Raw genomic sequence first — 22,102 nt, 5'->3', positions numbered from 1 at the left:
TTCGTTTATCCCTGTTTGACTTTGAGCGGCAGCACGCGAACCGGATCGCCGGCCTTCACGTCGAGCGCGGCGGCATCGTCGGCCGACAGCACGAACGAACCGTTCGCGACCACGCCCGGCGCGACGCCGACGCGGAAATCGTCGAGCGACGTGTTCGACACGAGCGACTTCGGTACGTTGTCGGTTGCGTCCGGCACGCCGATCGCGACCGGCACGACGACGCTCTCACGCACCGTGCGCAGGTCGTTGATGTGGCATTCGAGCACCGGGCCCGCGTCGAAGATGTCGACGTGATTCTGGTAACGCAGCCCTTCGGCCTCGAGCATCTTGCGGGCCGGCAGCGTGTCGCGGTGCGTGAGGCCGACCGCGTCCTGCGCGTCCTGCGGCAGCAGGTCGACGTACACCGGGTAGCGCGGCATCAGTTCCGCGAGGAACGACTTGCGGCCGTGCGAGCTGAGGTAGTCGGCCGCGTTGAAGTCGATCTGGTAGAAGTGCGAACCGACCGCACGCCAGAACGGCGACGTGCCGTCCTCGTCGAAGTGGCCGCGCAGTTCCGCGCAGATGCGCTCCGGAAAGCGGTCGCGGAACTGCGCGATGAACATGAAGCGCGAGCGCGACAGCAGGCCGCCGACGCCGCCTGTGCGATAGCGCGGGCTCAGGAACAGCGAGCACACTTCCGCGTAGCCCGTCAGGTCGTGCGAGATGTTCAGCGCGGACATCCGCGTCCACACGCCGAGCTCCTGGCTCGCGTGCACGACCGTGCTCACGCGGTAGTTGTAGAACGGCTGCTCGAGGCCGACCTGCGTCTCGATCCCGCACACGCCCGCGATGTCGCCCGTCTTCGAATCTTCCATCACGAAGAAGTAGCCGGCTTCGCCCGGCGCCGCCTTGCCCTCCAGCGTGCGGCGCGAGCGTTCGATGCGCGCGGCGAGCGCGTCGCGGTCGGGCTTGAACGTGGTCAGGCCCGGCCCGGTTTCCTGCGCGAGCGACACGAGCGCGTCGACGTCGCCCGTTTGTACGACACGAACGACGATCATGCTGCGTCTCCCTTCGATTCTTCATCGTCGCGGCGATGCAGCGGCACGCAGCGCACGACATCGCCTTCCTTCACGTCGAGCGCCGCGCGCACGTCGCCGGCCAGCGGCGCCTCGGCGCCCCGCGCGTCGGCCGTCTCGCCCGGCAGGTCGGCCAGCACGCAGCGGAACGATTCGCCGCTGCCCGTCGACACCAGGTACGCGACGTCGCCCTGCTGATGCGCGGCCTCGCGCACGACGCGCTCCGCGCCGTGCTTCACGCACGCGGTGCGATCGACCTGCGCGGTCAATACCGGGCCCGCGTCGAAGATGTCGACGAAGCGGTCGGGCTCGAAGCCTTCCTCCAGATGGATGTCGTATGCGAGCAGGGCCGTTTCGTTCGGCTCGCCGAGCACGCGCTGCGCGGCTTCCGGCAGCAGCGGCACGTAGAGCGGATAGGCCGGCATCACTTCGGCGATGAACGTGCGGCTGCGGCCGCCCGAGGCGATGTCGACGTCGGTGAAATCGCGGCCGAAGAACTTGCGGCCCACCGCTTCCCAGAACGGCGATGCGCCGTTGCCGTCGCTCACGCCGAGCAGCAGCGTGAATACTTCGGGCGTGAAGCGGCGGCGGTTCGCGGCGATGTACATCATCCGGGCGCGCGAGATCAGGTGCGCGGCCGCGTCGCCGCGCAGCGACGGATCGACGTAGAAGCCCGCGAGCCGGCTCTTGCCGGTCAGCTCGTGCGACATCGTGAGCGCATGGATCTTGCGGTTCACGTGCAGCTCGCGCGACGCGTGGATCAGCGCGTCGTTGCGGAACGCGTAGAACGGTTCCGAGTAGCCGGCCGCGGCCACGATGCTCGCCGTGCCGAGCAGCTTGCCGGTCGACGAATCCTCGAGTACGAAGAGGTAGAACTCCTCGCCGGCGAAGTCGACGTCCGCGCGAAACGAATCTTCCGAGAGCGCCACACGCGCTTCGAGCGCCGCGCGGTCGTGCGGCAGCGAGTGCAGGACCGGCTGCGCGGTGCGCGCCATGTGCGCGAGCGCATCGAGATCCGTGAGTTTGCCGGGGCGAACAAATAGCATCGTCGTTCCTGTCTGCGATGGGGGCGCCGATCAGCGCGCGGTGGCTTCCTGGGCCGCGACCACCTGCTCGACTGCCTTCTCGAAGCGCTTCACGCCTTCGTCGAGCAAGTCGAACGGGATCACGAGCGACGGCACGAAGCGCAGCACGTTCGGGCCGGCGATCAGCATGATCAGGCCTTGCTCGGCGGCGGCGGTGACGAAGTCCTTCGCGCGGCCGTCGAATGCGGCGGTGAGTTCGGCGCCGACCAGGAGGCCCTTGCCGCGGATGTCCTTGAAGATGCCGAAGCGCGCGTTGATGCGTTCCAGCGCGCCCTTCAGGCGCACGCTGCGTTCGCGCACGCCTTCGAGCAGGGCCGGGTCGCCGATCAGTTCGACGACCTTGTCGGCGATCGCCGATGCGAGCGGGTTGCCGCCGTACGTCGTGCCGTGCACGCCGACCTTGAAGTGCGCGGCCAGTTCGTTCGTCGTCAGCATCGCGCCGATCGGGAAGCCGTTGCCGAGCGCTTTCGCGGTCGTCAGGATGTCCGGCGTGACGCCCGTGTCCATGTAGGCGTAGAACTGGCCCGTGCGGCCGACGCCCGTTTGCACTTCGTCGAAGATCAGCAGGGCGTCGTTCGCGTCGCACGCTTCGCGCAGTGCCTTGAGGAACGCCGGATCGGCGGGAATCACGCCGCCTTCGCCCTGCACCGGCTCGACGATCACCGCGCAGGTTTTCGGGCCGATCGCGGCCTTCGCGGCTTCGATGTCGTTGAACGGCAGGTGCTTGATGCCTTCCGGCACGGGGCCGAAGCCTTCCGAGTATTTCGGCTGGCCGCCGACGCTGACGGTAAAGAACGTGCGGCCGTGGAACGACTGCACGAACGACACGATTTCGACTTTATCGGCGCCGTGGCGGTCGAAGGCGACGCGGCGCGCGAGCTTCAGTGCGGCTTCGTTCGCTTCCGCGCCGGAGTTCGCGAAGAATGCGCGGTCGGCGAAGGTCAGCGATTCGAGGCGCTTCGCGAGGCGCAGCACCGGCTCGTTCGTGTAGCCGTTGCCGATGTGCCAGAGCTTGCGGCCTTGTTCGTCCAGCACCTTCAGCAGTTCCGGGTGGCCGTGGCCGAGTGACGTGACCGCGATGCCGCACGCGAAGTCGATGTATTCACGGCCGGCCGTGTCCCATACGCGCGAGCCCTCTGCACGGTCCGGCACGAACGGCGCGGGAGAGAATACCGGCACCATCACTTCGTCGAATGTCTGGCGGGTCACGGTCGAGGTCGTCATGGTCGTTCCTTTCGGTTTCGTAAGAGGGTTCAACAGGATCAAGTTTAGGTAAGGGCGACGCAAGCGTCTTGCGGAATTGCGACGGGTTCTATCGGAAGGTTTGGGTTTTGCCCTTCCGGGCACGTCGGTTGGTAGATGTGGGTCAGTATTTTGCGGCTTTTTCTCGCTGTCTCGGGGGCGCTTCCGGGGTCGTGAAATTCCTGTGATCGTGTCGGTCTATTAGCGTCGCCCCTCCGCGGGGCAGCGGTCACTTTTCTTTGTCTTGCCAAAGAAAAGTAACCAAAAGAAAGGCGCTCAGATAACGCATGACTTACCGGTGCCATGGCGCCCCAGAGTGGTCCGCACAAAAGTGTCCGCGCCAGTCAGGACCCCAGAGTGGTTCGAGCAATGGTTCTGACACCACTGGCTACCCCACGGAGTGGTATACCGTCCGCTAGCTCCGTCCTCGCTTCGCTCGGCCGACAGGTACTTCAAGGGCGCGGTTGCATTCACGCTTCTCTGCACGACTACCCGCCGCCAGGCACTTTTTTCGCGGCATTGGTAGCCCAATCTCTTGAAGATGTTCTCGCGACCGCGATGTGTTTGCGGCCCCAATTTTCTCGCGGCAGAGCGGCAAATTCCTGCTTTTCGGAAGTTGTCTCTCGTCCAGGGGCGAGCGATGGCGGCTGGCTGGGGATGGATGGACCTGTCGGCCGAGCGAAGCGAGGACGGAGCTAGCGGACGGTATACCACTCCGTGGGGTAGCCAGTGGTGTCAGAACCATTGCTCGAACCACTCCGGGTTCGTGACTGGCGCGGACACTTTTGTGCGATCCACTCTGAGTGCCATGGCACCGGTAAGTCATGCGTTATCTGAGCGCCTTTCTTTTGGTTACTTTTCTTTGGCAAGACAAAGAAAAGTGACCGCTGCCCCGCGGAGGGGCGACGCTAATAGACCGACACGATCACAGGTACTTCACGAGAGAGCAAACCGCACCACCGATCACCACCCCGAACATCACCCCGGCCATCACCCCTTCTCGCGCTCGACGAGCGCCCCTCCACGAGGTTCACTGCCGCCGCCAGTCTGCTTCTCGAGCCACGCTCGCCGATCTTCCCGAGGTGTGACTCCGAACCTTTCGCGGTAAGCGTTAGAGAAGTGCGCGGCAGAAGAGAACCCACAAGCGAGAGAAACCTGAACGACCGACTTGCTGGTCCGCTGCAACTGCGTCCGAGCCTTGAGCAACCGAAGATTGAGGTAATACTTTGAGGGCATCGCCCCGAGATACTGCCGAAAGAGCCGCTCCAGTTGCCGGCGTGAAACGCCGACGAGCCCGGCGATCTCATCGGTCGTCAACGGATCCTCGATATTGGCTTCCATCAAAAGCAAAGCATCATTCAACCGAGGATGCCGCTCGCCGGGCGCGGTAACAAAAGGAATCCTCTGCCGTTCCTCGCCGCTGCGCAGCGTGCCGGCCCCGAGCGCATCGGCGATCCGCTCCGCGAGATCGACCCCATGTTCGCGGCCAATCATGGCCAGCATGAAATCGACGGTCGCCTGCCCACCGGCGCAGGTCGCCCGATCGCGATCGATCTCGAAGATCTGCTGCGTGACGATCGACCGCTCGAACTGCTCGGCGAACTGCTGATACGTCTCCCAGTTCACGCTTACGCGATACCCGGAAAGCTGCCCCGCCATCGCCAGCCACCACACGCCATGGTGAATGCCGGTCACGACCGGCGTGCGCTGCCCGACCCGCGCGAGACTCGCGAGAAACAACCGGTAATCGGCAAACTGCTGAAACCGCTCGGACACGACGATCAACCAGTCGCACGCGATCGCATCGTTGAACGCCGCATCGGCATGCCACTGCGCGCCGCCCGCGAGCGGCACCGGCCGCCCATCCCACGAACACACCTGCCAGCGGTACAAAAGCCGCCCGTCGATCTCGTTCGCGAGATTCAGCGCATCGACGATCGGCCCCACGCCCGACATCGACACGGGCGGCAATGCAACGATCGCCACCTGCGTCGTGCGGGTGGCGCCTGCGGGACGAGACACCGGTACCACGTTGAAACCCGCCCTGTCGCGTTACTTGAGGCTGCCCGACAGGAACTGCTTGAGCCGCTCGCTCTGCGGACGCACCAGCACCTCCTTCGGATCGCCCTCTTCCTCGGTCCGCCCCTGATGCAGGAACATCACGTGGTTCGACACGTTGCGCGCGAATCCCATCTCGTGCGTGACGACGATCATCGTGCGGCCTTCCTCGGCCAGCTTCTGCATCACCTTCAGCACTTCGCCCACCAGCTCCGGATCGAGCGCGGAAGTCGGCTCGTCGAACAGCATCACGTCAGGATGCATCGCCAGCGCCCGCGCGATCGCCACGCGCTGCTGCTGGCCGCCCGACAAATGCGACGGATACTGCTTCTCGACGCGCGGCGGCAAACCGACCTTCTCCAGATACTCGCGCGCACGCTCCTCGGCTTCCTTCTTCGAAATGCCGAGCACGTGCACGGGCGCCTCCATCACGTTCTCCAGCACGTTCATGTGCGCCCACAGGTTGAAGTGCTGGAACACCATCGCAAGCTTCGTGCGGATGCGCTGCAACTGCTTGTGATCGGCGACTTCGAGCGCGCCGGCGCGGTCGGTCTTCGTGCGCACGGCCTCGCCGTCGACGACGATCTGCCCCGCATTCGGCCGCTCGAGGAAATTGATGCAGCGCAGGAACGTGCTCTTGCCCGAGCCGCTCGCGCCGATGATGCTGATGACGTCGCCGGCCTTCGCGTTCAGCGACACGCCCTTGAGCACCTCGTTGTCGCCATAGCGCTTGTGGATATCGACCGCGGCAAGCTTGACGGAAGCGGACGCGCTCGTTTGAGTGATCTCGGCCAACTGGCTCTCCTCGAAGTAATTCAGTGACGGGCGGCCGCGAGATACGCGAGCCAGTGGCGCTCCGCGCGGCGAAACGCCGCGACGAGTGCGAACGATACCGCAAGATAGATCAGCGCGGCGATCCCGAACGACTGGAACGCCATGTAGGTCGCAGAATTGGCGTCGCGCGCGACCTTCAGGATGTCCGGCACGGTCGCCGTGAACGCGACGGTCGTCGCGTGCAGCATCAGGATCACCTCGTTGCTGTACAGCGGCAGCGCACGGCGCAGCGCCGACGGCAGAATCACGCGGCGGTACATCGTGAACGGCGACATCCCGTACGCGCGCGCCGCCTCGACCTCTCCATGCGGAATCGCACGGATCGCTCCGGCGAAGATCTCGGTGGTGTACGCGCAGGTGTTCAGCGCGAACGCGAGGATCGCGCAGTTGAAACCGCTGCGGAAAAACGCGTCGAGCAGCGAGTGCGAGCGCACGAACTCGAGGCTGTACATGCCCGTGTACATCAGCAGCAACTGCACGTAGAGCGGCGTGCCGCGGAACACGTACGTGTAGAACCGCACGGGCGTCGACACCCACTTGTTCCTCGACACGCGCGCGACCGCGAGCGGCACCGCGCACACGAAGCCGAGCGAAATCGATGCGACGAGCAGCCACAGCGTGACCGCGAGGCCGGACAGGCGCTGGCCGTCCCAGAAAAGGAACGCCTTGCCGAATTCCTGAAGGATCTCGATCATAGTTCTGCGTGCCGCACGCCCATGGAATAACGCTTCTCGAGCTGGATCAGCACGAGGTTGGAAACGGTCGTGATCGCAAGGTAGATCAGCGCCGCGACGAGGATGAAGAAGAACATGTTGAACGTGCTCTTGCCGGCGTCCTGCGCGGCCTTCACGACGTCCGCGAGACCGATGATCGACACCAGCGCGGTCGCCTTCACGAGCACCTGCCAGTTGTTGCCGATGCCCGGCAGCGCAAAGCGCATCATCTGCGGAAACATGATCCGCGCGAACACGCGCGCGCCGCTCATCCCGTAAGCCGAACCGGCTTCGAGCTGGCCGCGCGGCACCGACAGGAATGCGCCGCGAAACGTCTCGGTGAAGTACGCGCCGTAGATGAAGCCGAGCGTCAGCACGCCGGCCACGAACGGATCGATGTCGATCTGGTTCCAGCCGACGAGGTCGGTGAACTGGTTCAGCCAGATCTGGATGCTGTAGAACAGCAGCAGCATCAGCACAAGATCGGGCACCGAGCGGATCAGCGTCGTATAACCGGTCGCGATCGCTCGCAGCACCCGGTTGTGCGACAGCTTCGCCACCGCGCCGATCAGCCCCAGCGCCACCGCGGTGGCGAGCGACAGCACCGACAGCTCGATGGTCTGCACGGTGCCGGCCCAGAGGACGGGACCAAAGCCGTAAAGGAACACGCGCGTCTCCAGAGTTGAATGAATGCCGACGCGCATGCCTGTCCCGCGCCGGAGTGACGCGGATAGTCGCAAGCGAAATTATTTGCCTCAAATCACCATGCGCGCGATTGCTGCATCGCAGCAATTCGTCCCACCATTTCTGCGCACGACCTACGCCGCTGTTTCAAAAGGAAAAAAGCCGCTCCCTGACAGTCGGATGACATGCCGGGAAGCGGTTTTTTTGCAATTTTCCGGTCGCTTTTTCGATATAGCGCCGGACTGGCCATCGGGCCGAATGGGCAGGTCGGGACACACGCCACACAATCGCTTGCTCGTGCCCGCGACGCGCTGCGCGACTGGCTGAAGAAGCGCCGCGCGTGAGCGTCACCGCCCTTTCAGGATGTCGGAGCGCGAAGTCGTGTAGACGAGCCCGTCCGGGCCGAAATGAACGTTGAAGAACGCGTCGGTGTTGACGCCGTCCTCGAGCCAGCGCCAGCTCCAGACCGTCTCCGGCTTCAGCGGATACTGCGCGATGTCGCCCGGTTTGCCGAGCAGGCGCCGCACCTCCTCCTCGTCCATCCCCGGGCGCACTTTCGCGAAATTCTCGGCGGTCAGTACCTGCGTCGCGCCCGTGTAGCGCCCGTTCGCATCGAGATCGACGAACCAGGTCTGGTTGCCCATCGGGCCGCGCGGATATTCGAGACGCTTCGAGCCGTCGGTGAACGTGCGCTCGGTCTCGGGCTTGCCCATCGTGCCGCGCACGTCGGCTTCGGTCGATTCGCCGACCTTCAGCCCCTTCAGCAGCAGCGGCGCGGGCTTGATCGCGTTGAAGAAATCCCTGATACGTTGCACGTCGAGATGGCCCTGGTCGTCGCAACCGGTCAGCGCCAGCGCGGCGGCCAGCATCGTCACGGAAAGCAGCCGGAAACGGAAAATCATCGGAAGAATGGCGCGTGGAGAAAACACGCGGCAAGCATACCCGCGCGACGCCAAAAGCGCGAGACGGGCCGCCCGGGCCGTCCGCTGTTCAATGCGTCGTTTCGGTTTCGGTCCGGGTTTCGGGCGCCCGATTCGCCGGGGGCGCCGCGCGCGGCCCGGCCGGCGGCGCGCCAAGGCGGCGGCGCGTGCGCACCAGCTCGGCAAGCTGCCACGAGCCGAGCGCGAGGCAGCCGAACAGCACCTCGCGCCCGCGCTTGACCACCGCGAGCGACAACGCCGTCTCGCGGTCGACGCCGAACATCTGCGCGAGCAGCACGACGGTCGCCTCCTGCACGCCGAGCCCGCCCGGCACCATGAACGCCGCATGACGCACGGCCTGCGTCATCGCCTCGATCGCGATCGCGCCGCCGATCGACACCGGGTGGCCGAGCAGCGCGAGCGCCCAGTAGATCTCGAGCGCGCCGAGCACGTAGCCGGCCAGTTGCCAGAAGAACGCGCTGAACAGCAGGCCCGTGCGCGACATCAGCGAATCGATGTCGGTGTCGAGCCGGCGGCCGTCGACGCCCTGCAGCAGCCGGTGCGAATCGCCGAGCAGGCGGCCCGCGAAACGCTCGATCGCATGGAAGATGCCGCCGCGCCGCATCAGCACCACGCCGAGCACCGGCAACGGCAGCGTCAGCAGCAGCGCGAGGCCGATCGTGCCGCCGCCCATGTTGTCGGTCGTCGAGAGCAGCAGCACGAGGCCGAGCGCCGCGAACGCATACTGGACGACGATCGTCACGAGCACCTCGACGATCACCGACGCGGTCACGCGGCTCGCGTCGGGCACCTGCCAGCGCGCGAGCCGGATGCCGACGATCTCGCCGCCGATGCCGACCACCGGCAGCAGCCGGTTCACCGCCTCGCGCACGGTCGCGATCCACCACAGGAACGGCAGCGAGGCGCGCCGGTCGAGCAGCTGGTGCCATGCGTACGCATCGAGCAACAGCGGCAGCGCGTGGAACGGCACGAGCCACAGCAGCGCGTAGCCGGCGCGCGCGAGCATCTGCGATACGTCATCGACGCCTTCGTGCAGCCCCAGCGCGAGCAGGATGCCGATACCGATCGGCCAGCCGAGCCACTTGATCCACTTGCTCATGACGGCTGCGCTCCCGCTGCGCGCGACGCGTGCGCGCCGCGCCGCGCCGCAGGCCCGCCGAACACGTCGGCGAAGCCGCCGGTCGCGACGCCCGCCGCCTTCAGCGCGGCCGCGACGCGCGGCGACAGCAGCGCATCGAGTTCGTCGACCGGGCGATAGCCGGCCATCGTCGGCGTGATCGGGCCGTCGCCCGCTTCGGCCGGATGGCAGTAGATCTCGCCGACGCCCGGCGGCAGCTTCGCGAGCGCGTCGAGCAGCACGGCCTCGTCCATCGCGCCCGTATGCTCGATGCCGACCACGTAGTCGTTGTGCGCGAGCCCCGCGCGGTCGAGCCGCGCGCGCACCAGCGCGATCCACGGCTTGAGCAGCGCGGGCGCGCTCGTTTCGTACGGCAGCCGTACCGCGCGCAGCCCGTAGTCGCGGCCGATCTCGACGATCATCGACAGCACGGTCGGATGCAGGTGGAAATGCTTGTGCGCGTTCACGTGGTCGAGCGGCAGGCCGCTCGCCGCGAACGCGTCGAACTGCGCACGGATTTCCCGGCGCAGTTGCGCGCGCACGTGCGGCAGGAAGAAGAAGCGACAACCGTCCTTCGCCATCGCGTCGCCGAAGCGCCCGTCGGGGCCGACGAGCGCGGGAATCTCATGCGCGGGCAGCGTGGCCGGCCCGTCCGCGAGCACCAGATGCAGCCCGACCGCGAGCGACGGCAGCCGCCGCGCGCGTTCGATCGCATCCTGCGCGGCGGGTGCGCCGACCATCAGGCTCGCGGCGTTCAGCACGCCGTCGCGGTGTGCGCGCTCGACCGCCGCGTTGACGCGCGGGTGCAGCCCGAAGTCGTCCGCGGTGAAGATCAGCGCCCGCGCCGCCCGCTGCGTCGCCACGGATCAGGCCTCGTGCGCGCGCAGGAAGCGGAAGAACTCGACGCCTTCGCGCAGGCGCCGCTTCATCATGTCCCAGCTCGTCAGCATCTCGCGCACGATTTCCCAGATCTTAGACGGACGGAAGTAGAACTCGCGATAGAACTGTTCGAGGTGGTGATAGATCTCGTCGCGCGACAGGTGCGCATAGCCGATCGCCGCGAGCTGCACGCCTTCCTTGCTCACCAGGTTGATCGTCTTGTTCTCTTCCATCCAGCCGTTTTCGACGGCCTGCTTGTACAGCGTCGTGCCCGGATACGGTGCGGCGAGCGACACCTGGATCGTGTGCGGATTGATTTCCTTCGCGTACTCGATCGTCTTCTTGATGGTTTCCTTCGTCTCGCCCGGCAGCCCGAGGATGAAGGTGCCGTGGATCTTGATGCCGAGCTTCTTGCAGTCCGCGCTGAAGCGGCGCGCGAAATCGGTGCGCACACCCTTCTTGATGTTCACGAGGATCTGGTCGTCGCCCGATTCGAAGCCGACCAGCAGCAGGCGCAAGCCGTTTTCCTTCATGATCTTCAGCGACTTGTACGGCACGTTTGCCTTCGCGTTGCACGACCACGTCATGCCGAGCTTGCCCAGGCCGATCGCGATGGCTTCGGCGCGCGGCAGATCGTCGGTGAAGGTGTCGTCATCGAACATCAGCTCCTTCACTTCCGGCATGTTGTCGCGGATCCACTTCGCTTCCGCGAGCACGTTCTCGACCGAGCGCGTGCGGTAGCGATGGCCGCTGACCGTCTGCGGCCACAGGCAGAACGTGCAGCGCGACTTGCAGCCGCGGCCCGTGTAGATCGACACGTACGGATAGTTCAGGTAGCCGATGAAGTAGTTGTCGATCTTCAGGTCGCGCTTGTAGACGGGCGCGACGAACGGCAGTTCGTCCATGTTCTCGAGGATCGGACGCGCTTCGTTGTGCTCGATCGAGCCGTCCTTCGCGCGCCAGCTCAAGCCCTTGATCTCGGCGAACGGCTTGCCTTCGGCGAGCTCCTTGCAGGTGTAGTCGAATTCCTCGCGGCACACGAAGTCGATGGCGTCGCTCGCCGTGAGCGAGTTGTGCGGATCGACCATCACCTTCGCGCCCACCATGCCGACCAGCATCGACGGCTTCATCTTCTTCAGATCCTGCGCGAACATCGCGTCGGTCGGGAACGACGGCGTGCTCGTGTGGATGATCACGAGGTCGTAGTCGTTGGCGATCTTCAGCGTTTCCTCGACCGACAGGCCGTCGGCCGGCGCGTCGACGACGCGGCTGCCCGGCACGAGCGCGGCCGGCTGCGCGAGCCAGGTCGGATACCAGAAGGAACGGATTTCGCGCTTCGCCTGATAGCGCGAGCCGGCTCCGCCGTCGAAGCCGTCATACGAAGGGGCCTGCAAGAACAGCGTTTTCATGAATGCTCCGGTAGCCTGCATAGTTCGTTTCGTTACAACGATTCAGTCAAAAAAACCGCGGGCCGCCATGCCGGCGCCCGCCTCTTCGTCATGTCGCGCCGCGCGGCTGCGCCGTGCGACGCGTGTCGGCCCGCGGGCCAGGTCCGATCGCCAGCCCTAGCGGCCGTCCACCGCTTCCACGGCCGCCGTCGCGCGTTCGCCGCCGACGACCGTCATCCTCGCGCCGCGCCACACGACGTGGGTGCCGAACACGGCCGCCAGCCACTCGAGCGCGAGCAGCGTGTCGCGCACCGCGACGAGCGGCAGGTCGCGCCAGAACGCGCGCCAGCCGTCCTCGCCGCGCGCGTGCAGCACGAGCCGCCCGAATGCGCCGAGCGCGGCCGCCCCGCCCGCCAGCGTGCCCGCGAAGATGCCGTCGAGGCGCCACGCGAGCGCCGCGCCGATCGCGAGCCACGGCGCGGTAAACGTGATGAACAGGAACGCGAAGCCGGCCGGGTTCAGCGAACGGATCGTGCGCAGCCAGCGCGTCTCGCGGCGCCACAGCGGCCCGAACGACGGTTCGATCACGTCGGTCGCGACCTCGACCTCGGACAGCACGGTGCGCCGCCCGAGCCGACGCGGCAGCTCGGCCAGCCAGAAATCGTCGGCCAGTTCGTCCTTCAGTGCGAAGAGGCCGCCGATCCGCTCGAGCGTGTCGCGCGTGAGCGCGAGCGTCGCACCGAAGCCGAAGCGGCTCGAGCGGCCGAGGTGCGCGATGCGCACCGACGGCGCGAACCAGGCGTCGACGAACTGCGCGCCGATGCGCGTCCAGAAGCCGCCGACGCTGCGCGCATGATACAGGCACGTGACGACCCCGACCGACGCGTCGGCGAGCGGCGCCGTCACGCGCTCCAGATAGTCGGGCTGCACCGCGATGTCGCTGTCCGCGATCACGATGCGCCCGTATTTCGCGCGCTCGGCGAGATTGATCAGGTTGCTGACCTTCAGGTTCTTGCCGTGCACGCGCGCGTCGACCACGAGCGTGATGTCGCACGCCGGATGAGCGGCGCGCAGCCGCTCGACGACGGCGATGGCCGGATCGGCCGGCGATGCGACGCCGAACAGCACCTCGTAGCAAGGATGGCGCTGCGCGCAGAAGGTCGCGAGGTTGTCGTACAGGTGCGGCTCCGCGCCGCACAACGGCTTCAGCACGCTGACCGGCTCGAAGCCGTCGCGCACCGCCGTGCGCGGCGTGCGCGGCCGCGGCGCGAAGGCGGCGACGAGCGCATAGCCGGCCGCGGCGAGCGTGAACGCGATCAGGAGCCAGTCGAGCAGCGTGACGATCGGCGTCATGCGCGACGCCTCCCGGCGACCTGGGCGCCATGGCAAACGCTCGAGCGTGATTGAACGTGATGCGGTATTCCGACTACGACGAACGCGGGCACGACCCGACTCCTTGTTCCTGCAGCGTCTGTAATGGGGGCGGCACGACCCGTCGTTCGGGTGCGGCCATGCCCGGCTTCGCGTGGCGTATCCCCGCGCAGCGCCCGGACGGCATGCGGGAAGACTCGAATGGCTCCATCGGCACAAGATGGGCAGGCGCCGGATTTTAACAGTCGGCGCGCGCCCGGCGCTCGGCGTTCCGGGAAACGGACTAGTGCGATTCCAGCAAAGCTGAGCGGTCGACGAGCCCGATCGGCCCGGCCACGTTCACGTTAGCGTAAGTACTTTGCAGGCGTATTGCAGTCTTTAAAATCAGACATTTCGTGCAAATTTGTATGTCGATGCGGTTTCATTTCCAATCGCCGTAAAGTTTGGTCATTAATTGGCGATTGAATTGATTTTTGCAACGATCATCGCAAGGAACCCTGCGCCCCTGTAAGGCGCATGGGTATGCGCGCGCCGCCAGCACGTTCCGGAACCCTTTGGCAAAATCGTTGGCGTTTGTTGCGTCAGCGCATCACCACGCCACCCGTTTCGAAGGTCTTCCGATGACACCGTTTTCCGTACTCGATCTCGCCCCCATCCCGGCCGGCGCCGACGCCTCGCAAGCATTCCGCAACACCGTCGATCTCGCGCAGCACGCCGAACGCTGGGGCTACCGGCGCTACTGGCTGGCCGAGCATCACAACATGCCGGGCATCGCGAGCGCGGCCACCGCCGTCGTGATCGGCCACGTCGCGGGCGCCACGCGCACGATCCGGGTCGGCTCGGGCGGCATCATGCTGCCGAACCATGCGCCGCTCGTGATCGCCGAACAGTTCGGCACCCTCGCGTCGCTGTATCCGGGGCGCATCGACCTCGGCCTCGGCCGCGCGCCCGGCACCGACCAGACCACGTCGCGCGCGCTGCGCCGTGACCTGATCGGCAGCGCGGATTCGTTTCCGGACGACGTCGCGGAGCTGCAGCGCTACTTCGCAGAGCCGGTGCCCGGCCAGCGCGTGCGGGCGGTGCCCGGCGCAGGGCTCGACGTCCCGGTGTGGCTGCTCGGTTCGAGCCTGTTCAGTGCGCAGCTCGCGGCGATGCTCGGGCTGCCGTTCGCGTTCGCGTCGCACTTCGCGCCGGATTACCTGATGCGCGCGCTCGAGATCTATCGCGCGCAGTACCGGCCGTCGGCCGCGTGGCCGAAGCCGCACGCGATGGTGGGCGTCAACGTGTTCGCGGCCGAGACCGACGACGAGGCACGGCGCCTGTTCACGTCGCTGCAGCAGCAGTTCATCAACCTGCGGCGCGGCACGCCGGGCAAGCTGCCGCCGCCCGTCGACGTGCTCGAGGCGAACGAACTCGAACTCGCGACCGTCGCGCATTCGCTGTCGTTCGCGGCGGTCGGCTCGCGCGACACGGTGCGCGACAAGCTGCGCGAGCGCATCGCGCAGACGGGCGCCGACGAGCTGATCATCACCGCGCAGATCTACGATCACGCCGCGCGGCTGCGCTCGTTCGAACTGGCCGCGCAGATCCGCGACGAGCTCGCGAACGAGGCAGGCTGACCACCCGACGGCGCGCGGCCGGCGGCCTGCCTCGCGTCACTGCGGGCGCACGGCCTCCAGCCCGTCGAGCAGCGCCTTGTGGAACGCGTCGGGGTCCTGGATCTGCGGCGCGTGCCCGAGCGCCGGGAATTCGACGAGCTGCGCGCCGGGAATCGCGGCCTGCGTGCGCTTCGCGAGCTCCGGATAGCGGCCGAGCTTCGCATGCACGTCGGGCGGCGCGGCGTCCTTGCCGATCGCGGTCGTGTCCTTGTCGCCGATCATCAACAGCGTCGGCACGCGGATCGCGCCGAATTCGTAGACCACCGGCTGCGTGAGGATCATGTCGTAGATCAGCGCGGAGTTCCACGCGACCGCGTCGCGGCCGGCGCCGCGATACATCCCGGCGAGCATCTGCACCCAGCGCTCGTACGACGGCGACCACTTGCCCGCATAGTAGGTCGCCTGCTCGTAGCGGCGGATGCCGTCGGCCGTGGTCTTCTGCTCGCGCGCATACCAGTAGTCGACCGACAGCGGCGGCACGCCGAGCGCCTTCCAGTCCTCGAGGCCGATCGGGTTCACGAGCACGAGCTGGTCGGTCGCCTTCGGATACATCAGCGCGTACCGGATCGCGAGCATCCCGCCCGTCGAGTGGCCGATGATCGTCGCCGACTTCACGCCGAGCGATTCGAGCAGCGCGTGCGTGTTGCGCGCGAGTTGCTGGAAGCTGTACTGGTAGCGCTCGGGCTTCGACGACTTGCAGAAACCGATCTGGTCCGGCGCGATCACGCGATAGCCGGCGCGGCTCAGCACGTCGATCGTGTCTTCCCAGGTCCCCGCGCAGAAGTTCTTGCCGTGCAGCAGCACGACGGTGCGGCCGTTCGGGTGCGCGGGCTGCACGTCGAGGTACGCCATCTCGAGGGTTTCCCGCTGCGACACGAACGCGTACGCGTGCACGGGCGCCGGATACGCAAACCCTTCCAGCCGCGGGCCGTACGCGGGCCCGTCGTTGGCGGCGGGCGTCGCGGCAACGCCCGCAACGGGCAGCGCGCACGCGGTGGCGGCGCTTGCGCCGAGCACCGCGGCGCGCGCGACGGACAACATCTTGCAAATCGAAAGCATGGCGATCACCGTGATGGGGGACGCGCGCGGGCCGCCGGAGTGCGGCGGGACGGGCTCGCGCCCCGCGATTCTACGCGCTCGCGTGACGACGGCGCGCAACACTCCGGAGCCGCGCGACTTCCGCGCGTATGACGAACTCGGGTATCGTGTGACGTGACCCTGAAACGCGTGCAGGCGAATTCCCATGAAAAACGTCCTCAGCATTCAGTCGCACGTCATCTACGGCCATGCCGGCAACAGTGCGGCCGTGTTCCCGATGCAGCGCCTCGGCGTCAACGTCTGGCCGCTCAACACCGTCCAGTTGTCGAATCACATGCAGTACGGCCACTGGGCCGGCAGCGCGATCGATGCCGCGAAGATGGAACAGCTCGTCGACGGCATCGCCGCCATCGGCGCGCTCAAGCGTTGCGACGCGGTGCTGTCCGGCTTCCTCGGCTCGCCGCCGCAGGCGCGCGCGGCGGTCGAGATCGTGCGCTCGGTGAAGGCGATGAATCCGAACGCGTGGTACTTCTGCGATCCGGCGATGGGCCAGACGGGCGGCATCCGGCCCGAGCCCGGCGTCGAGGAATTCATCGTCCAGGAAGTGCCCGCGCTCGCCGACGGCATGTCGCCGAACCACACCGAACTGCAGAAGCTCGCCGGGCGGCGCATCGAGACCGTCGCCGAAGCCGTCGACGCCTGCCGCGCGCTGATCCGCCGCGGCCCGCAGATCATCCTCGTCAAGCACCTGCACGACCGCAACAGCCCGGCCGACCGCTTCAACATGCTCGCCGTCACCGAAACCGAAGCGTGGATCGGCCAGCGGCCGCTGTATGCGTTTCCGCGCCACCCGGTCGGCGTCGGCGACCTCACCAGCGCGATCTTCGTCGCGTGCCGGCTGCGCGGCGACTCCGTGCGCGCCGCGTTCGAACACACGCTCGCGGCCGTGCATGCGGTCGTGAAGGCCACCTACGACGCACGCCGTTACGAACTCGAACTCGTCGCCGCGCAGGACGAGATCGCCCGCCCGAGCGAATGGTTCGGCGCGTGGGTGACCGACGCCTGACGCGCCGGCACCGCGTTGCGCTGCTCCGCCGCGCTGCTTTCCTGCTTTCCCCGTTACACCACGACCGCCTTCGATGCGCATCCCGATACCGGTTCGCCGTCCATGCAAACGTTTCCGGACTTCACATGAATGACACCGATTCCTCGCTATGCTCGCGGCGGCACGCACCGACGCAGCCGCATCCTGCGATTCGGTGCGCGCCTTTCCCGCAGGTCCCGCCAATCGGCTCCCCCTTTACCGCACGATAACGACCATGACCCGATCGAACCGTCGTGACTTCCTGCGCGTCGCCGCCGGCACTGCCGGCGCCGCCGCGCTGAACCTGTTTCCGCCCGTGATCCGGGATGCGCTCGCGATTCCCGCGAACCGCCGCACCGGCACGATCCGCGACATCGAGCACATCGTGATCCTGATGCAGGAGAACCGCTCGTTCGACCACTACTTCGGCACGATGCGCGGTGTCCGCGGCTTCGGCGACCCGCGCCCGTTGCGCCTCGCGAACGGCAAGTCGGTGTTTCACCAGCCGGTCGGCCCGGCCGAACTGCTGCCGTTCCACCCCGGCGCGGACAAGCTCGGCCTGCAGTTCCTGCAGGACCTGCCGCACGGCTGGCAGGACATGCACGCCGCGTGGAACAAGGGCCGCTACGACCAGTGGGTGCCGAACAAGGGCACCACGACGATGGCGTACCTCAAGCGCGACGACATCCCGTTCCATTACCAGCTCGCCGATGCGTTCACGATCTGCGACGCGTACCACTGCGCGATCCCGAGCTCGACCGACCCGAACCGCTACTACATGTGGACGGGCTACGTCGGCAACGACGGCACGGGCGGCGGCCCGGTGCTCGGCAACGAGGAAAAGGGCTACGGCTGGACGACCTATCCGGAAGTGCTCGAACAGGCCGGCGTGTCGTGGAAGATCTACCAGGACGTCGGCACGGGGCTCGACGCGAACGGCTCGTGGGGCTGGACGCAGAACCCGTACATCGGCAACTACGGCGACAACTCCCTGCTCTACTTCAACCAGTACCGCACCGCGCTGCCCGGCACGCCGCTGTACGACAAGGCGCGCACCGGCACCAACATCAGCGCCGGCGGCACGCTGTTCGACGTGCTCCAACAGGACGTGAAGAACGGCACGCTGCCGCAGGTGTCGTGGATCTGCGCGCCGGAAGCGTATTCCGAGCACCCGAACTGGCCCGCGAACTACGGCGCGTGGTACATCGAGCAGGTGCTGAAGGCGCTCGTGTCGAATCCCGACGTGTGGAGCAAGACCGCCCTCTTCATCACGTACGACGAAAACGACGGCTTCTTCGACCACGTGCCGCCGCCGTTCGCGCCGCAGTCGCGCGAGAACGGGCTGTCGACCGTCGCGACGACCAACGAGGTGTTTGCCGGCGACGCATCGCACATGGCCGGCCCGTACGGGCTCGGGCCGCGCGTGCCGATGCTGGTCGTGTCGCCGTGGACCAAGGGCGGCTGGGTCTGCTCGCAGACCTTCGATCACACGTCGCTGCTGCAATTCATCGAGGCGCGGTTCGGCGCGCAGTATCCGGTCACGGCCGCCAACGTGTCGCCGTGGCGTCGCGCGGTGTGCGGCGACCTGACCGCCGCGTTCGATTTCGCGACGGCCGACGCCGGCTGGCCGACGCTGCCCGATACGAGCGGCTACGCGCCGCCGGATCGCAATCGCCACCCCGATTACATCCCGGTGCCGCCGGTGCTGCAGAAGCTGCCGAAACAGGAAGCCGGGCTGCGCCCGGCGCGCGCGCTGCCGTACGAGCTGTTCGTGCACGGCCGCGTCGAAGCCGCGAACGGCCAGTTCCGGCTGACCTTCGCGAACACGGGCCGCGCGGGCGCCGCGTTCCAGGTCCAGTCGCGCAACCGCGTCGACGGCCCGTGGACGTACACGGTCGAAGCCGGCAAACGCATCGCCGATACGTGGAGCGCGGCCGCGTCGCTCGGCCTGTACGACCTCGACGTGTACGGCCCGAACGGCTTCTACTGCCATTTCCGCGGCCCGTTCGCGACCGGCGTCGGCAGCGCGAACGTGAACCCCGAAGTGATCTACGGCTACGACGTCGCGAACGGCAACATCACGCTGCGCTTGATGAACCGCGGCCACAAGGCCGTGCGGCTCAAGGTCACGAACGCGTACGGCCACGGTCACGCGCGTACGTTCGATCTCGCGCCGGGCGCGCACGTCGACGATTACTGGGACCTGCGCGGCAGCCACGGCTGGTACGACCTGACCGTCAGCGACGGCCGGCAGCTCGGCTTCCTGCGCCGCTTCGCCGGCCACGTCGAAACGGGCCGCCCGAGCACCAGCGACCCGCTGATCCGCACGACCGCGTCGCACGACGACGCCGAGGCCGCCTCGGACGCCCTGTCCGACTAACGTCGGCCCACGCGCGGCGCGGCCCCGGCAGGCCGCGCCGCGCCCTTGCCCCGCACCGCTCCCCCTTCTCCGCACCCGTTCCGTTCGCGACGGGAAACTCCCGATACCGGCCGTGGCCGGCCGCGCGGAAGCTATGCGCAAATCCGCATCGAATGCGCGGCAAATTTCCAAGACCCGCGCATATCGGCGACCTATATATCGAGGCAATCGGGGCTCTTCGCGGAGCCTGCCGGGGGATGTTTCCGAGGGTCACGATGCCGACCTCCCCGCCCGATTCCGAGAAGCGGTCGAACCGCCCGCCCGTCGCACGCGCCCGGCCCGTCCTGGTGCGCGCGGTATCCACTCGCCGGTGTCGAACAAGAGGAACAACATGAAATTCCGTCATTCCCTGCTGTCGGTGTCCATCGCCTCCGCGCTTGCCCTCCTCTCGCAACAGGCCGCGCAGGCGGCCGACACAACCGACGTGAAGGTCGGCTTCGCCGCGCCGCTCACCGGCGTGAACGCCGGCTACGGCAAGGATCTGCAAAACGGTGTCCAGCTCGCGCTCGACGATGCGGTCGCGCAGAAGGTGCAGATCGCCGGCAAGCCCGCCCGCTTCAATCTCGTCGTGCAGGACGACCAGGCCGACCCGCGCATCGGCGTGCAGGCCGCGCAGGCGCTGGTCGACCAGAACGTGTCGGTCGTGGTCGGTCACTTCAACTCGGGGACGACGATTCCAGCGTCGGTGGTCTACGACAAGGCCGGCATTCCGGTGATCGACCCGGCCGCGACCAACCCGACGCTCACGTCGCGCGGGCTCGCGAACATGTTCATGGTGATCGCGACCGACGGCCAGAATGCCGGCAACGCGGGCAAGTACGCGGTCGAGGTGACGAAGGCGAAGCGCATTGCGATCATCGACGACCGCACCGCGTTCGGCCAGGGCGAGGCCGACGAATTCGAGAAGGCCGTGAAGGCCGCGGGCGGCAACCTCATCGGCCGCGAGTTCACCAATAACCAGGCGGTCGATTTCCGCGCGCAGATCACGAGCCTGAAGGCCAAGAATCCCGACCTGATCTTCTTCGGCGGCCTCGATTCGCTCGCCGCGAACTTCATCAAGCAGATGCGCCAGCTCGGGCTGAATGCGCAGTTCGTCGGCGGGGGCGGCGTGAAGGACAACGAGTTCATCAAGATCGCGGGCCCGGCCGCCGAAGGCGCGATGGCGTGGGAATACGGCCGTCCGCTCGACGAGTTGCCGCAGGGCAAGGATTTCGAGGCACGCTTCAAGAAGCGCTTCGGCGTCGACGTGCTGTCGTATGCGCAGTTCGGCTATGACGCGGCGTGGGCGGCGATCAAGGCGATGCAGGCGGCCAACTCGACCGACCCGAAGGCCTATCGCCCGGCGCTCAAGAAAATCGACTTCGAAGGCGTGACCGGCCGCATCTCGTTCGCGAACGACGGCTCGCTGAAGAGCGGGATGTCGACGCTGTACCAGGTGAAGAATGGCGCGTGGAAGACGATCGTGACGAAGGGAGGCTGATCGGCGACGGAGGCGGCCGGCGGCCGGCGGCGGAAACGCCGCCTCGCCGCTGAGACCGGCGCCGCCCGCACCGATCTCGTATGACGACTGATGTTGAAGCGATTCGAGGCAGGCCCGCCGCCGCGCGGCCCCCACGCCCCGGCCAGCGGTCAGCCGGCCTCGGCCTCCGCCGCCTCGTGCGCGCGGCGCAGCCGCTCGCGACTGTTCGTGAGGTGCGTGCGCATCGCGGCGCGGGCCGCTTCCGGGTCGTGGCGCGCGATCGCCTCGTAGATGTCCTCGTGCTCGTGGTTCAGCCGGCCCACGTAACGCTCAAGGTCGTCGCCGGCAAAGCGCGCCGAGTTCACGCGCGTGCGCGGGATGATCGACGTGCCGAGCTGCGTCATGATGTCGACGAAATAGCGGTTGCCGGTGGATTGCGCGATCTGCAGGTGGAACTGGAAGTCGAGCTGCGCGGTGTCGCGGCCGCCGCCCGCGCCCGTCGCGATCGCGTCGAGCGCGCGCCGCAGCGCGGCGAGGTCGGCATCGTTCGCGCGCTGCGCGGCCAGGCTCGCGCACTCGCTTTCGAGGCTGATGCGCAGCTCCAGCACCGCGAGCACGTCGCGCAGCGTCGTGATCGTCGCGGGATCGATGCCGAGCGTCTGGCGGCGCGACGGCTCCAGCACGAAGCTGCCGATGCCGTGGCGCGTCTCGACGAGGCCGCTCGCCTGCATCCGCGAGATCGCCTCGCGCACGACCGTGCGGCTCACGCCCTGTGCCGCCATGACTTCGGTTTCGGTCGGCAGCTTGTCGCCGGGACGCAGCGTGCCGTTTTCGATCTGCGCGGTCAGCGCGTCGACGACATCTTGTGCGAGGCTGCGTGCGCGACGGCGCGGCGCTGCGGGAAGCGTAGGCACGGACATGTGGCCGGTTCCTTTTTGAATGATCGTAATGTGAGCCGAGGGTTTACGCGGGGTTTGAGCGAAAGCCGATGATTCATTATACTGCGTCACAAGTCATCCGACGACTGATGATAGACGCACGGATCTCCTGTCGACTCAGGTCGGCCGTTCAGCACCG

The 22,102-nt window shown here is 67.1% G+C and carries 18 protein-coding genes; 4 read left to right on the top strand and 14 right to left on the bottom strand.

Annotated features, from left to right (window positions below):
* Positions 1–5: 5 nt before the first annotated feature.
* The 12 genes from astA to hpnI form a co-directional block, all read right to left on the bottom strand.
* Positions 6–1,037: an arginine N-succinyltransferase gene (astA, locus tag WS64_RS04155; protein WP_060965780.1), complete on the bottom strand. Its 1,032-nt coding sequence runs from the start codon at positions 1,035–1,037 to the stop codon at positions 6–8.
* Positions 1,034–2,101 (bottom strand): arginine/ornithine succinyltransferase subunit alpha, encoded by a 1,068-nt coding sequence (gene aruF, locus WS64_RS04150; protein ID WP_059573961.1) that lies wholly within the window; start codon positions 2,099–2,101, stop codon positions 1,034–1,036. The genes astA and aruF overlap by 4 nt, the downstream gene beginning before the upstream one ends.
* 30 nt (positions 2,102–2,131) lie before the next feature.
* A complete protein-coding gene (locus WS64_RS04145) occupies positions 2,132–3,364 on the bottom strand; it encodes an aspartate aminotransferase family protein (protein ID WP_059573962.1) in 1,233 nt (410 codons plus the stop codon).
* Positions 3,365–4,372: 1,008 nt separating this feature from the next.
* On the bottom strand, positions 4,373–5,413 hold the full coding sequence (locus WS64_RS04140) for a GlxA family transcriptional regulator (RefSeq protein ID WP_060965779.1): 1,041 nt from the start codon (positions 5,411–5,413) through the stop codon (positions 4,373–4,375).
* Between the two features lie 21 nt (positions 5,414–5,434).
* Positions 5,435–6,235, bottom strand: coding sequence for an ABC transporter ATP-binding protein (locus WS64_RS04135; RefSeq protein WP_006488736.1), 801 nt, complete (start codon positions 6,233–6,235; stop codon positions 5,435–5,437).
* Between the two features lie 20 nt (positions 6,236–6,255).
* Positions 6,256–6,969, bottom strand: coding sequence for an ABC transporter permease (locus WS64_RS04130; RefSeq protein WP_059573964.1), 714 nt, complete (start codon positions 6,967–6,969; stop codon positions 6,256–6,258).
* On the bottom strand, positions 6,966–7,655 hold the full coding sequence (locus WS64_RS04125) for an ABC transporter permease (RefSeq protein WP_012328180.1): 690 nt from the start codon (positions 7,653–7,655) through the stop codon (positions 6,966–6,968). Before WS64_RS04125 ends, WS64_RS04130 begins: the two co-directional genes overlap by 4 nt.
* Before the next feature lie 363 nt (positions 7,656–8,018).
* Complete coding sequence (locus WS64_RS04120) at positions 8,019–8,573, bottom strand: hypothetical protein (protein WP_060965778.1); 555 nt, start codon at positions 8,571–8,573, stop codon at positions 8,019–8,021.
* An 88-nt stretch (positions 8,574–8,661) separates the two neighbouring features.
* Positions 8,662–9,711: a lysylphosphatidylglycerol synthase domain-containing protein gene (locus tag WS64_RS04115; protein WP_060965777.1), complete on the bottom strand. Its 1,050-nt coding sequence runs from the start codon at positions 9,709–9,711 to the stop codon at positions 8,662–8,664.
* The gene (gene hpnK, locus WS64_RS04110; RefSeq protein WP_060965776.1) at positions 9,708–10,592 is read right to left on the bottom strand and encodes a hopanoid biosynthesis-associated protein HpnK; all 885 of its coding nucleotides are present in this window, start codon (positions 10,590–10,592) and stop codon (positions 9,708–9,710) included. The genes WS64_RS04115 and hpnK overlap by 4 nt, the downstream gene beginning before the upstream one ends.
* Positions 10,593–10,595: 3 nt before the next feature.
* The gene (gene hpnJ / locus WS64_RS04105) at positions 10,596–12,038 is read right to left on the bottom strand and encodes a hopanoid biosynthesis associated radical SAM protein HpnJ (RefSeq protein ID WP_306532324.1); all 1,443 of its coding nucleotides are present in this window, start codon (positions 12,036–12,038) and stop codon (positions 10,596–10,598) included.
* Positions 12,039–12,173: 135 nt separating this feature from the next.
* The gene (gene hpnI / locus WS64_RS04100) at positions 12,174–13,349 is read right to left on the bottom strand and encodes a bacteriohopanetetrol glucosamine biosynthesis glycosyltransferase HpnI (RefSeq protein ID WP_060965775.1); all 1,176 of its coding nucleotides are present in this window, start codon (positions 13,347–13,349) and stop codon (positions 12,174–12,176) included.
* A gap of 638 nt (positions 13,350–13,987) precedes the next feature.
* Between hpnI and WS64_RS04095 the strand changes: the two genes are divergently transcribed.
* Positions 13,988–14,986: an LLM class flavin-dependent oxidoreductase gene (locus WS64_RS04095; RefSeq protein ID WP_059573969.1), complete on the top strand. Its 999-nt coding sequence runs from the start codon at positions 13,988–13,990 to the stop codon at positions 14,984–14,986.
* Positions 14,987–15,022: 36 nt separating this feature from the next.
* On the opposite strand, the gene WS64_RS04090 is transcribed toward WS64_RS04095, so the two are convergent.
* Positions 15,023–16,084, bottom strand: a complete 1,062-nt coding sequence (locus WS64_RS04090; protein WP_060965774.1) for an alpha/beta fold hydrolase — start codon at positions 16,082–16,084, stop codon at positions 15,023–15,025.
* Between the two features lie 184 nt (positions 16,085–16,268).
* On the opposite strand from WS64_RS04090, the gene pdxY reads away from it, so the two are divergent.
* From pdxY to WS64_RS04075, 3 genes are all read left to right on the top strand, one after another.
* A complete protein-coding gene (gene pdxY, locus WS64_RS04085) occupies positions 16,269–17,129 on the top strand; it encodes a pyridoxal kinase PdxY (protein WP_060313304.1) in 861 nt (286 codons plus the stop codon).
* 253 nt (positions 17,130–17,382) lie between these two features.
* Complete coding sequence (locus WS64_RS04080) at positions 17,383–19,527, top strand: phosphocholine-specific phospholipase C (RefSeq protein WP_060965773.1); 2,145 nt, start codon at positions 17,383–17,385, stop codon at positions 19,525–19,527.
* 370 nt (positions 19,528–19,897) lie between these two features.
* Positions 19,898–21,046, top strand: coding sequence for a branched-chain amino acid ABC transporter substrate-binding protein (locus WS64_RS04075; RefSeq protein WP_059573973.1), 1,149 nt, complete (start codon positions 19,898–19,900; stop codon positions 21,044–21,046).
* A 149-nt stretch (positions 21,047–21,195) separates the two neighbouring features.
* On the opposite strand, the gene WS64_RS04070 is transcribed toward WS64_RS04075, so the two are convergent.
* Positions 21,196–21,945, bottom strand: a complete 750-nt coding sequence (locus WS64_RS04070) for a FadR/GntR family transcriptional regulator (protein ID WP_011544971.1) — start codon at positions 21,943–21,945, stop codon at positions 21,196–21,198.
* Positions 21,946–22,102 lie beyond the last annotated feature (157 nt).

Source organism: Burkholderia anthina, assembly GCF_001547525.1.
Lineage (GTDB): Bacteria > Pseudomonadota > Gammaproteobacteria > Burkholderiales > Burkholderiaceae > Burkholderia > Burkholderia semiarida.
This window is presented reverse-complemented; position numbering and strand designations above follow the sequence as displayed.

Bases quoted from the DNA above. Each gene is read 5' to 3' on its own strand.
- WS64_RS04075 (WP_059573973.1), top strand. From the start codon at position 19,898: ATGAAATTCCGTCATTCCCTGCTGTCGGTGTCCATCGCCTCCGCGCTT.
- astA (WP_060965780.1), bottom strand. From the start codon at position 1,037: ATGATCGTCGTTCGTGTCGTACAAACGGGCGACGTCGACGCGCTCGTG.
- WS64_RS04130 (WP_059573964.1), bottom strand. From the start codon at position 6,969: ATGATCGAGATCCTTCAGGAATTCGGCAAGGCGTTCCTTTTCTGGGAC.
- hpnI (WP_060965775.1), bottom strand. From the start codon at position 13,349: ATGACGCCGATCGTCACGCTGCTCGACTGGCTCCTGATCGCGTTCACG.
- WS64_RS04115 (WP_060965777.1), bottom strand. From the start codon at position 9,711: ATGAGCAAGTGGATCAAGTGGCTCGGCTGGCCGATCGGTATCGGCATC.
- pdxY (WP_060313304.1), top strand. From the start codon at position 16,269: ATGAAAAACGTCCTCAGCATTCAGTCGCACGTCATCTACGGCCATGCC.
- WS64_RS04145 (WP_059573962.1), bottom strand. From the start codon at position 3,364: ATGACGACCTCGACCGTGACCCGCCAGACATTCGACGAAGTGATGGTG.
- WS64_RS04090 (WP_060965774.1), bottom strand. From the start codon at position 16,084: ATGCTTTCGATTTGCAAGATGTTGTCCGTCGCGCGCGCCGCGGTGCTC.
- WS64_RS04120 (WP_060965778.1), bottom strand. From the start codon at position 8,573: ATGATTTTCCGTTTCCGGCTGCTTTCCGTGACGATGCTGGCCGCCGCG.
- hpnJ (WP_306532324.1), bottom strand. From the start codon at position 12,038: ATGCAGGCTACCGGAGCATTCATGAAAACGCTGTTCTTGCAGGCCCCT.
- WS64_RS04095 (WP_059573969.1), top strand. From the start codon at position 13,988: ATGACACCGTTTTCCGTACTCGATCTCGCCCCCATCCCGGCCGGCGCC.
- aruF (WP_059573961.1), bottom strand. From the start codon at position 2,101: ATGCTATTTGTTCGCCCCGGCAAACTCACGGATCTCGATGCGCTCGCG.
- WS64_RS04080 (WP_060965773.1), top strand. From the start codon at position 17,383: ATGACCCGATCGAACCGTCGTGACTTCCTGCGCGTCGCCGCCGGCACT.
- WS64_RS04070 (WP_011544971.1), bottom strand. From the start codon at position 21,945: ATGTCCGTGCCTACGCTTCCCGCAGCGCCGCGCCGTCGCGCACGCAGC.